Origin of the sequence: Actinoplanes sp. NPDC026619, assembly GCF_040638295.1 — a bacterium.
Taxonomy (GTDB): Bacteria; Actinomycetota; Actinomycetes; order Mycobacteriales; family Micromonosporaceae; genus Actinoplanes.
Genome location: NZ_JBEZYA010000038.1, coordinates 76,203 through 86,426, shown reverse-complemented (window position 1 = coordinate 86,426; position 10,224 = coordinate 76,203). Strand labels below are relative to the sequence as shown.

At 67.9% G+C, this 10,224-nt stretch carries 11 protein-coding genes; 7 read left to right on the top strand and 4 right to left on the bottom strand.

Annotated features, from left to right (window positions below; translation table 11 throughout):
* Positions 1-522 precede the first annotated feature (522 nt).
* The 6 genes from AB0E90_RS46175 to AB0E90_RS46150 all read left to right on the top strand — a co-directional run bounded on the left by AB0E90_RS46175 (position 523) and on the right by AB0E90_RS46150 (position 5,557).
* Positions 523-966, top strand: coding sequence for a phage holin family protein (locus AB0E90_RS46175; protein WP_360419077.1), 444 nt, complete (start codon positions 523-525; stop codon positions 964-966).
* Positions 967-1,203: 237 nt separating this feature from the next.
* Positions 1,204-1,320, top strand: coding sequence for a Rho termination factor N-terminal domain-containing protein (locus AB0E90_RS46170; RefSeq protein ID WP_360419075.1), 117 nt, complete (start codon positions 1,204-1,206; stop codon positions 1,318-1,320).
* A gap of 35 nt (positions 1,321-1,355) precedes the next feature.
* Positions 1,356-1,820 carry a hypothetical protein gene (locus AB0E90_RS46165; protein ID WP_360419073.1) on the top strand — a complete coding sequence of 155 codons (465 nt, stop codon included), beginning with the start codon at positions 1,356-1,358 and terminating at the stop codon, positions 1,818-1,820.
* 101 nt (positions 1,821-1,921) lie between these two features.
* Positions 1,922-2,995 (top strand): AI-2E family transporter, encoded by a 1,074-nt coding sequence (locus tag AB0E90_RS46160; RefSeq protein ID WP_360419071.1) that lies wholly within the window; start codon positions 1,922-1,924, stop codon positions 2,993-2,995.
* 103 nt (positions 2,996-3,098) lie between these two features.
* A complete protein-coding gene (locus tag AB0E90_RS46155) occupies positions 3,099-3,671 on the top strand; it encodes a hypothetical protein (protein WP_360419069.1) in 573 nt (190 codons plus the stop codon).
* A gap of 515 nt (positions 3,672-4,186) precedes the next feature.
* Positions 4,187-5,557 carry a DUF2254 domain-containing protein gene (locus tag AB0E90_RS46150; protein WP_360419067.1) on the top strand — a complete coding sequence of 457 codons (1,371 nt, stop codon included), beginning with the start codon at positions 4,187-4,189 and terminating at the stop codon, positions 5,555-5,557.
* Between the two features lie 11 nt (positions 5,558-5,568).
* Here AB0E90_RS46150 and AB0E90_RS46145 read toward each other — a convergent pair whose 3' ends face one another.
* Genes AB0E90_RS46145 through AB0E90_RS46135 form a run of 3 tightly spaced genes read right to left on the bottom strand, consistent with a single transcriptional unit; the run spans position 5,569 to position 8,694 of the window.
* Complete coding sequence (locus AB0E90_RS46145) at positions 5,569-7,335, bottom strand: glycoside hydrolase family 15 protein (protein ID WP_360419065.1); 1,767 nt, start codon at positions 7,333-7,335, stop codon at positions 5,569-5,571.
* A complete protein-coding gene (locus AB0E90_RS46140; protein ID WP_360419063.1) occupies positions 7,332-8,330 on the bottom strand; it encodes an SDR family oxidoreductase in 999 nt (332 codons plus the stop codon). Before AB0E90_RS46140 ends, AB0E90_RS46145 begins: the two co-directional genes overlap by 4 nt.
* 13 nt (positions 8,331-8,343) lie before the next feature.
* Positions 8,344-8,694, bottom strand: a complete 351-nt coding sequence (locus tag AB0E90_RS46135; protein WP_360419061.1) for a hypothetical protein — start codon at positions 8,692-8,694, stop codon at positions 8,344-8,346.
* Positions 8,695-8,924: 230 nt separating this feature from the next.
* Here AB0E90_RS46135 and AB0E90_RS46130 point away from each other — a divergent pair, with 230 nt between their 5' ends.
* Positions 8,925-9,437 carry a YetF domain-containing protein gene (locus AB0E90_RS46130; RefSeq protein ID WP_360419059.1) on the top strand — a complete coding sequence of 171 codons (513 nt, stop codon included), beginning with the start codon at positions 8,925-8,927 and terminating at the stop codon, positions 9,435-9,437.
* A gap of 256 nt (positions 9,438-9,693) precedes the next feature.
* On the opposite strand, the gene AB0E90_RS46125 is transcribed toward AB0E90_RS46130, so the two are convergent.
* Positions 9,694-10,131: a hypothetical protein gene (locus AB0E90_RS46125; RefSeq protein WP_360419057.1), complete on the bottom strand. Its 438-nt coding sequence runs from the start codon at positions 10,129-10,131 to the stop codon at positions 9,694-9,696.
* Positions 10,132-10,224: the final 93 nt, after the last annotated feature.

Below are 10,224 nucleotides of genomic sequence, written 5' to 3'. Positions count from 1 at the left end.
ATCCCCGAACACCTACGAGAACACCATCCGAACGGCACCGGCTACGCTGGCCCCAGCCGCATAAACCCCGTGTCCAAGATCCGGGGGCAAGCCCCGTGGAACCGACGAGGTAGATGTGCGGATGTCGCAGCTTGCTGTGTCCCGGTCGCCGAGGTTGCTACTCGCCCGTCGGTATTCGCATGGTTGCGGTGGCGGGTAGGCGGGCGTCGTGCAGAAGAGGCGGCAGCGAAGCGACCACGACATTCACGGCCGGGTCGGCCGCACGCCCGGTCGGCATCGGTGATGCCGGGAACGGCGCCACCACATCGCAACCGCCGCCGCGGGGTCTGCGGGAGGACTACGCAACACCCGGCGATGACGGAAGCACTCCGGGCGAGGGCTCGCCTCTGCCGGGATGACGTGGACGGCCGGCGGCCTGGCCCTGCCATGTCGCCCGATCGAAGCTGTACCAGTCCGGTTGCTTGATGTGTTCACGGCGGTAGGCGCCGCTGTGGTGTCCGTTGACAACGGGGAGGGAGTTCGATGAGCGAAACGGCAACAGGCGACGGCCGGCAGTCGGCGGGTGAACGGTTGGCCGGGGACATGACTGAAGTGGTCCGGGAAGAGGCACGGGCGGTACGTGAAGATCTCGCCGATGCGGCTCGTCCGGCTGCGGCCGGCTTGGTGTTGATCGGCGCTGCTGCGGGTTGCGTGGTGCTGGGAGTCGGTGCGGCGTCCACAACGGCGCTTCGGATGCTGGAGACGGTCCTCCCAGGGCGGCTGGCTTCGGCCGGTCTGACCGCGGGCTACCTGGCGGGGGCGGCGGTCCTGGGCGGTATGGGTCTGCAGCGGCTGCAGGCGGCCGGCGGGAGTTCTCAGCGACTCGCGGAACAGATCCGCGAGACGGTGACGCAGACACTGAGCCGGCCCGGCCACGCGGGCGTTTCCGCGGTCCGCGAGACACTCGGCGAGCGATCTGATGCTTAAGTGATATTGCTGCAGGGGCGCGTCGAGGTGTACGGGCGATCTTAGTTTCGGTCCCCGCCGAAGCGTTCGGGCAGGAACGGTGGTCTCGGCGGCGGCGATCGTCCCGGTGGGCTGTCGGGTGACCACTGGGAACCGAAAGAGAAGGGACTCAGCGACGCCAAGGCTGCAGGTGGCCGAGACACCAATGCCAAGACGGCCGGCGGATCGATGCGAATGCCTGCCAGCAAAAGGCACTTGATGGAGCAGGCGAAAGAGCTCGACATCAGTGGTCGCAGCACAATGACCAAGGACGAGCTGGTGAAGGCGATCCAGAAGGCCAACGTCCGCAGCACCAGCAAGGTCCGGAAGAAGTAGCCGGCGATGGTGCCCGGACTGCCGTCCTCGTAGTGGTGGCAACCGAAGTCGTGGTGCTGGCGACGGTTGTGTGGGGCCCGTCGCCGTTGCTGACCGTGGCGTTCGTCGCGGCGACTCTGGGGATCGGCGTCGCGCTGGTGGCCAGGGCGTCCGGTGGCGGACGCGGATCGCTCGCGGTGCTGCGGCGCGCCGGGCCCACGCGGGGTGCTCTCGTGTTGGCCTGGCTCGGCTTCGTTGCCGCCTTCGGCGTCCTGCGCGCGCTGACGTTCGTCATCCACACCGGTGTGGGTCTCGGCGACCTGCATGCGGGCGGAATCCACCTGCATCACTACATCTGGGGAATTCTCTTCTGGCGATCGCCAGATTCTGCAGCTTCCTCCAGGTCGCCGGGTCGTGGCGGCCCTGGCTGGGGTTGGCGTACGGCAGCACGTTCAGCAACGCGGCGTCGGCTCCCGTCCAAAGAGCGATCGATTTTGTTTGCGGTATGGACCCATGGGTAGGCGGACGGCCGGCGACTCTACATAAAGGACTGCCGTTGACTACCTCTTCGACCGGTGATAGCGACTACCCCTACCGGCGTTTGATACGGGCGGCCGGGGCGGTGCTCGCTGCACTGGTCTTCGCCCTGGCGGCGTATCTGGCTGCCCGGGTGCTGCTACGTGTGGCACCGATGACCATGGCGGTGATCGTGGCCTTGCTGGTGACGGCGCTGGTCGGTCCGTTGGTGGGATGGCTCGAGCGGCACCACGTGCCCAGGTCGCTCGCCGCGTTCGCCGGTCTGGCCGTTGTGCTGGGGCTGATCGGCGCGGCGTCATACTTGATCGGCCGGCGTGCTGTAGGTCAGCTCGGTGACTTGCAGGAGCAGGCGGTGGAGGGCGTGCGGCGGCTACGTCACACCCTGGCAGGTGTGGTGCCGGGCGTCGATGAGCGGCGGATCGACAAGCTCGCCGCCGAACTGGTGCGGGGCATCCGCCAGGCCCTGCCGAGTCCGTACGCCGGCATCACCAGCGCCACTGAGGTGCTCGCCGCGATCCTGCTGGCCATCGTGCTGGTGTTCTTCTTCCTGCGCGACGGCGCGGCGATGTGGTCGTGGCTGGTCGCGCGAACGCCCGGCGGAGGTTCTGAGCGGATCGACCGGGCCGGCCGGGCCGGATGGCGCACCCTGGCCGGGTACACGCATGGCATCGTGGTGATCGCGGCGGTGGACGCGGTCGGGATCGGTGCAGCGTTGTTCCTGCTGCAGGTGCCGCTGGCTCTGTCGCTGGCGGTGCTGACGTTCCTGGCGGCATTCATCCCGATCGTCGGTGCGACGGTCGCGGGGGCGGCCGCGACGTTGGTCACCCTGGTCACCAACGGCACGCAGGATGCGTTGATCGTGCTGGCCGCCGTCATCTTGGTGCAGCAGGCGGAAGGCAACCTCCTGCATCCGCTGGTGATGCGCCGGGCGGTGAGTCTGCATCCAGTGGTAACGCTGCTCGCGGTCAGCGCCGGCACCCTGCTCGGCGGCGTGGCCGGAGCGCTGATCGCCGTGCCGGCGTGCGCCGTGGTGTACCACGCGGCTCTGGGCTACCGCGGCGAGGAGCCCGCGCTAAGTGCGACTCCGGACCGGACCGAGGACGATGTCGCGAGTGATTCTCCCGACCCTGGTTCCGGCGGGGACGAGGCAGCGGAATGACGAGGGCGTGGCAGACCTCTGTGGGCACGTCATGACAACAAACGTCAGGACTGTCTTGCAATGCGTCGCGATTGTGGGTGACGTAGCGCGTGCCGTCGCGGCGGTGGCGGTCGTCGTGTGCGCCACCATCGGTCAATGGGACGACGTCGCCCGATTCGTAATTGTATTCGGCGTCCTGCTGATCTCCCGATCGGCGGGTCTGCCACGGCCGTTCGACGCAGCTCTGGGAGCGACGCTGACGGTGGCCACGGTCGCGATGCCGGCCGGCTGGTACGAGACGGTGCCCTGGGTCGATCTGGTCATTCATGGCACGACGACGGGGGCCGTCGCCGTGGTGGTCACGGTGGCAATGGGCCGGGTACGCCTACTGCCGCTGTCGCAGAGCCGCGCGCCGACGGTCGTGCTGCTGGTGGTGGCGCTCGGGTTCAGCGTCGGGGTGCTGTGGGAGTTCTGGGAGTGGCTGGCGACGCACATGTTCGGTCTGGTCATGGTGGTCGGCTATACCGACACGATCGCCGACCTGGCGATGGACGGGGCGAGTTCGTTGCTCGCGGGTGCCGCGCTGGCGGCGTGGCTGGGCAGCGGCCGGTCGATGTACCGGACGGAGCGCCCGGCCCGGTCAGTCTCCCGGGGAGACCGAAATATGCGCGAACAGGGCGAAGCCACCGGTCAATAGCAGAGGCACGAAGCGGCTCGTCTCACCGCGGTGAGCTTCGATTTGTACCTCCTCGGTCAATACCCTGGTCACGGTTCCGCGTCGAAGATCATTCGAAGAGGGAGTGTCCGTTGTCCTTACCGAGGTTGTCCCTGAACTGGCCAAGGGCGAGACAGAACCCCTACGAGTTGAGGGCCGCGCATGGGTGCCAGTCGACGAAAGACGCGTCCTGATCTTTGATTGTCGATGACCCAGCACACCTGTCTGTCGGCGGCTGCTGCGCCCGGTCCCTGTCCATCCAGAGTCGCCGCCGCGGTGGTGCGCCGAGCATGAGCAGTCCCTGCATTCTGGTCGGCATCGCCGCTGCTACCGCGGTGATCCCGGACCGGGACGCCGTCCGGCCCACACCGTCGTCCTCCGGACCGTAAAGGTTCGTAGAGCGATTCGACGTAACTGCCGTTGACCCGGCTGATTGACCGACGGCGGACGCGGGTAGAAGCGGGAGGCGGACGAGTCATCGGCTTGGGGGTAGTCGGATGCGGGCGGCTGTTCGGCGGTGGTCGGGTGCGACGGCCGACGCCTGGCGTACCCAGTTGTGGCCCGTTCCAACGTTGGCCGTAGCGGTGGCGATCGTTCTCGGAGTGGGGCTGCCGCGGCTGGACGCGCATATCGACGACGAACTTCCGGCGGGCGTGACCGCGTACCTGTTCAGCGGCGGCCCGGAGGCGGCCCGCACGGTGCTGTCGGTGCTCGCCGGGTCCTTGGTGACGGTGACGTCGTTGACGTTTTCGTTGACGGTGCTCACCTTGCAACTCGCGAGTAGCCAGTTCTCACCCAGGTTGCTACGCACCTTCACCCGCGACCGGCTGGTGCATGTCAGTCTTGGGCTGCTGCTGGGCACGTTCACGTATGCGGTGACGGTGCTGCGAACGGTGCGGGCGTCGTTATCCGATCAGCAGGCTTTCCTACCGCAGGTCGCGGTGACCGTGGCTTACGTTCTGGCGCTGGTGAGTGTGCTGACGCTGGTGGTGTTTTTGGCGCATTTGTCTCGGCAGATCCGGGTGGAATGGATGTTGCGAGAGGTTCACGCGGATACCGCCGTCACGATGCGAAGGCTGCTGAGCGATGCGCCGGGCGCAGGCGTCACCGCACCGCGTGCTCCGCCGGTTCCGGCAGAGGCGGTTCCGTTGTGCGCGACGGCATCGGGATTCTTCACATCGATCGATGAGTCGATGCTGCTGGCCACGACGATCAACGCCGAGGCGGTCATGTACGTCGACCGGCTTCCGGGCGACTCCCTCATCGCCGGCACACCGATCGCCCAAGCCTGGCCGTTGCGGGCGGCTGGTCCGTTGAACGCGGCCGACCGGGACCGACTGCAGAAATGTGTCGCTGCGACGCTCGACGTCGGCTTCGAGCGGACCGCCGCGCAGGACATCGCTTTCGGCCTGCGGCAGATAGTTGACGTCACCGTCAAAGCGTTGTCACCGGGAGTGAACGATCCGACGACCGCGGTCCACGGACTCGGCCACATCTCTGCCCTGCTCTGCGCGGCGGCCGGCAAGGATCTCGGCCCTCGGCTGCTGCGTGATCGTGCGGGCGAGGTCCGGGTGGTCCTACGCCGCCCGAGCTTCGCTGAACTGCTGGAACTCGCCGTCGCACAGCCCGGCCGCTACGCGGCTGCGGATCCGGATGTGTTCTCCCGTCTGGTAATGATGTTGCGTGAGGTCGCCTGGGTAGCTGTCGCTCCTGAGCAGCATCTCGAGATTGTCGGCCAGGTGGAACGGCTGACGGTGACCATCGACCGTCAGGGTTTCGGCGAGGTCGAACATCGCCGGTTGCACGACCAGCTCAAGGACGTACGCCGGGCGCTGATCGGCCGGTGGCCACCCACGCCGTCATCATGACCCGGACCAGTTCACTGTTGCAGCGCGAAGGCGGCGTTGATGAGGGCCAGGTGGCTGAGGGCTTGCGGCACGTTGCCGAGCATGCTCCGGTCGGCGGGGTCCATCTGTTCGGCGAGCAGCCCGAGGTCGGTGGTCAGCCTGGCGGCGGCGTCCATCTGGGCTGCGGCTTCCTCGTGCCGACCGAGGCTGGCGAGGGCGGAGACGAGCCAGAAAGAGCAGGCCAAGAAGGCGCCTTCCTTCTTCTGCATGCCGGTGTAGCGATAGAGGAGCGGCCCGTCGGCGAGCTCGCTGCGGATGGCGGCGACGGTGCCGGCGAGCCGTTCGCCGCGGTCGAAGCCGGTCTGGCCGGCCAGAAGGGTGGCAGCGTCGAGGTCGTCGGTGCCGGCGTAGAAGGTGTACGCCTGTTTGCCCGATGACCAGCAGTGCCCGTTCACCCAGGTATGGACGGCGTCGCGTTCGTGGCGCCATCGGTCGGTGTGGGTGACCGCGATGGCATCGCGTTCGTGGAGTTTGACGGCCCGGTCGAGAGCGACCCAGCAGCCCATTTTCGACACCGTGTAGTGCCGTTTCGCTTGTAGTTCCCACAGTCCGGCGTCTTCGGTCCGCCAAAGGTCGCAGCAACGGTCGGCGAGGTCGGCGAGCAGCCGGCCGGTGGGCGGGTCGAGGACGTGTCCGGCTTCAACGTAGCGCCAGACGGCGTCGAACAGATCGCCGAAGGTGCCGAGTTGGGTTTGGTCGGCGGCTCCGTTGCCAGATCGTACCGGCCGGCTGTTGCGGTAGCCCGGGGCGGAGAGAGTGTGCTCAGCGGCGGGGTTGCTGCCGTCGAGGGAGTAGAAGACTTTCAGGTCCGGTGCGGTGTCGCGCGCACAGCGCAGCAGGAAGGTGAGGGCGGCCTGGACCTCGGCGTGCAGACCGAGACGGATCAGAGCATCGACGGTGTAGGCGGTGTCACGGGTCCACATGTAGCGGTAGTCCCAGTTCTTGTCGCCGCCGACGCGTTCGGGCAGTGAGGTGGTGGCCGCGGCGGCGATCGCCCCGGTGGGCTGGTACTGCAGCAGTTTCAGTGCCAGCGCGCTGCGGCGGACGCCGGCGCGCCACGGGCCTTCATAGGTCATGCCGTTCGCCCACGCGTGCCAGTGCCGCACGGTGGCGTCCATCCGGGCCTCGAGGTGCCGGCGGCCGGGCAGGTACACCGGTGCATCGTCGCTCGCGGCCAGCGCAAAGGTGCCACTGCTGCCCACCGTGGCGGTGAACCTGCCGGTGACCACGCGCGGCTTGACCACCGGATCGCCGATGTCGAAGCAGCGTAGGGCGATGTGCTGGTCTCCGCAGTGCACCAGCACGGTGCCCTGCCGCTGTTCGGCCCAGGGCTGGGCGGTGTCGAACCGGGTGCCGGGCCGGACCGCCCACACCATCGGCACGGTTCCGGTGATGCCTTCGACCCGGCGTACCAGTTCGGTCCACGGCAGCCGTCCGGCTGCGGTGATAGTGAGCGCGTCGGTGATCCGTACTTGACCGCGGGCAGTGGTGAGAGTGGTTTCCAGCACGTTGGACTCGCCGAGATACCGGCGGGCGGCAGTGAACGCCTCCGCTGGGCACAATTGCAGGTGGCCGCCGTGTTCGGGATCGAGCAGAGCGGCGAACACCGGCGGAGCGTCTATTGCCGGCAGCGGCCACCAGTCGATGCGCCCGTCGCCGGCTACCAGGGCCACGGTGCGGCCGTCGCCGATCGCGGCATACTGCTCGATCGGAGTCCAGCCATCGACGCGGCCGTTCATCGCAGGCGGCCGCGCACGACGGCGGTGACACCGGCGAGGGCCACCGCGGCAGCGCCGGTAAGGGCGAGACGATGCATCGACGCCCACGACCAGGGGTCGCGGTGCAGGGCTTTGGAGTCGAACATGCCGTGGGCGCCGCGGTCCGCGTTCGCGTCTCGCGGCTCGAAAACATTGGAGCCGTAGCGGGGGCCGTCAGCGTTGGTGAGTTGGCCCTGAACGGTGGTGCGGGCCAGGTACCAGTCCAGGAACCAGGGCGCGACCCGGTTGCCAAGGATGGTGTAAGCGGTGGAGAAGCCGACCCACATGTTTCGTCGTGGGTGGTCGGCCAGGAACCGGACGGCGCGGGCGGGAAGCTCAGGCTGGAAGACCGGCGCGACGGGTTGCGGATGCTGGTCGAACTCGTCGGCGTTCCAGTCGAACTGCACCGTGTTGACCCCGGGTAGCTGCACCATGCATACCTTGACGGCGCTGCCGGTGTGCTTGAGTTCGGTGATGACGCTTTCAGTGAAGCCCTTGACGGCGTGCTTGGCGCCGCAATAGGCCGACTGCAGGGGGATGCCGCGAAAGCCGAGCGCGGAACCGATCTGCACGATGACTCCCCGGTTACGGCGCATCATGTGGTCCAGCGCGACGCGGGTGCCGTGCACCTGCCCGAGGTAGGTGGCCTCGGTGATGCGCCGGTATTCGTCATCCGGTGTGTCCCAGAAATAGCGCAGGTTGCCGGCAAACGCGTCGTTGACCCACAGGTCGATCTCGCCGAGTTCGTGTTCCACCCGGCCGGCGGCAGCCCGGACCTGATCCAGATCGGCCACATCGGTGAGCACGCCCAGCCCGCGCCCGCCGGCGGCTTCGACGTCCTGGACGGCTCCGTCGACGCCGGCCCGGCCACGGGCGAGCACGGCAACGTCCCAGCCATGGGTGGCGAGTTCGCGTACGACCGCGCGGCCCACACCGGCGGATCCTCCGGTTACGACGGCGATACGGCGCTGTGCCATCAATACCTGCCTCTCATCTGCGGTAGCTGCTCCATCCGATGGCGGCGAAGGCGGCCGCGATCAGCGTGTCGGCGACAGCCGGCCGTCGCCAGCGAGGGGATGCGGCGGCCAGAATGACACCGGTGCCCGCGTGTAGCGCATCAACGAGCGCGCCGCAGCCGGCGACCGTCCGGTTGGCGACCAGGACCGTCATGGCCGTTTGGGCCAGCTGCCGGGCACCCAGCACCCGTACCACCGCCACCGCGGACCCGGGATTTGCCGTGCCGGCGAACGTCAGCACCCGCCGCGGTGCGATCACCAGCAGCGTGCCCCACGCCGCTCGCACGGTGGCGCCGGCTAGTAGTCGTCTGGTCGTTTGTGACATCGCCGATGTCCCTTCGTCGGAGACGCCGTACCCGGTATTCAGCCGGCGACACTGGGCGGCGGACAAGTACAGCGGTGACTGGCGGGGACGACCCGGCACCGCGCTGAGGCAATCGTGCCCAATGCCGTCACAAGCGATAGGGCGGGAAGCTCGCGGTGCGGTGGCACGAGCACGGGTGGAGCGGACCTCAGTCGACGAGTGCGTCTCGTGCTGCGGGGTATATCGATGGGATGTTCTTTCAGAGCTGGACCGAACTGTGGCGGATTGCCGTGATCGGCGTGATCACGTATGCCTGCCTGATTGCGGTCCTGCGGATGTCGGGCAAGCGGACGTTGGCGAAGATGAACGCCTTCGACCTGGTGGTCACGGTGGCGATCGGTTCGACGTTGGCCACGATCCTGCTGTCTCGTGACGTGGCGCTGACCGAGGGTCTCGTCGCCCTGGTGCTGCTCGTGCTGCTGCAGCTGTCGATGACGTGGCTGTCCATCCGGTCGCGGGCGGTGCGTCGCCTGCTCAAGTCGGAACCCACTGTGCTGGTGCGGGACGGGGCGATGTTGCACGACGCGATGCGCGCGCAACGGGTGACTGAAGGGGAGGTCCGTCAGTCCGTGCGGTCCCAAGGCATCGGGGATCTGGTGGACGTGGCTGCCGTGGTGCTCGAGACGGATGGCAGCTTCAGCGTTATTCCCGCGGCCCAGGCAGGCAGGCTGACCATGCTCCCGGGGGCCGAGACGTCTCACTGAGCCCGGGCGAGGGCGCCGGCAGGAGTTGCCCGATCGTGTGCGCGATCAGCGCCGCCGTCCACTACCGCCTCCGCGTCTGGTGGCGCGCCTCGACGGTGTCGTCCATATCTGACCTCCGCGGCCGGGATGCCGCGGTCGTGGCGGTTGCCGTCTCGCGGGGGACGAGAGGTGCCGGACGCACGACCGCGGCACCGGCGCCAAGACTGCCCGGCTGGTATGGCGCTTCTCCCGCGGCACTGGGACGGTTCGGCGATGGTCAGGACCACGACCGTACGGTGTCGGCGATGACGATCTTGCGGTTCCGGAAGGGTGTGATGTCAGCGGTAGCGTCGAGGTCGTCGGGGATTCCGGCCAAATCGGAATCCAGCACTGCTATCACGCCGCTTACGGTGATCAGAGCCGGCGGGCGGGTCCCCGCGGGGACCCGCCCGAGCACGAGTAGCCCTTGGTCGGGAAGATCCACGTCGCGAACGACGAAGGCCTGGTCGTTCAGTACCCGACTCAGTCCGGCGGTGAGCGTGATCCGATCGCCGGTCTTGTGGTTGGCGATCGTCCTCAGCGCCACGCCGGAGGGCGACGGATCGGCGGTGACTGCCGGCATGGGCTCGCGGTCCGGGGTGCAGGCGGCAGCCGTTCCGGCCAGCAGGGCCAGCAGTCCTCCGCATGCCGGCCGGCGGAGATCGAGACGTTGCATGGTGTCACCTCCGAGACTCAACCGGCTGACCAATTTTGTCACGATTTGTTGGCACGGAAGGCGGCAACGCTGGACTGTCAAGGGATTGATCTG

What these genes read in the sequence shown, in the direction of transcription:
- AB0E90_RS46175 (WP_360419077.1), top strand. Translation starts at nt 523, where the DNA reads ATGAGCGAAACGGCAACAGGCGACGGCCGGCAGTCGGCGGGTGAACGG.
- AB0E90_RS46170 (WP_360419075.1), top strand. Translation starts at nt 1,204, where the DNA reads ATGGAGCAGGCGAAAGAGCTCGACATCAGTGGTCGCAGCACAATGACC.
- AB0E90_RS46150 (WP_360419067.1), top strand. Translation starts at nt 4,187, where the DNA reads ATGCGGGCGGCTGTTCGGCGGTGGTCGGGTGCGACGGCCGACGCCTGG.
- AB0E90_RS46145 (WP_360419065.1), bottom strand. Translation starts at nt 7,335, where the DNA reads ATGAACGGCCGCGTCGATGGCTGGACTCCGATCGAGCAGTATGCCGCG.
- AB0E90_RS46140 (WP_360419063.1), bottom strand. Translation starts at nt 8,330, where the DNA reads ATGGCACAGCGCCGTATCGCCGTCGTAACCGGAGGATCCGCCGGTGTG.
- AB0E90_RS46135 (WP_360419061.1), bottom strand. Translation starts at nt 8,694, where the DNA reads ATGTCACAAACGACCAGACGACTACTAGCCGGCGCCACCGTGCGAGCG.
- AB0E90_RS46130 (WP_360419059.1), top strand. Translation starts at nt 8,925, where the DNA reads ATGTTCTTTCAGAGCTGGACCGAACTGTGGCGGATTGCCGTGATCGGC.
- AB0E90_RS46125 (WP_360419057.1), bottom strand. Translation starts at nt 10,131, where the DNA reads ATGCAACGTCTCGATCTCCGCCGGCCGGCATGCGGAGGACTGCTGGCC.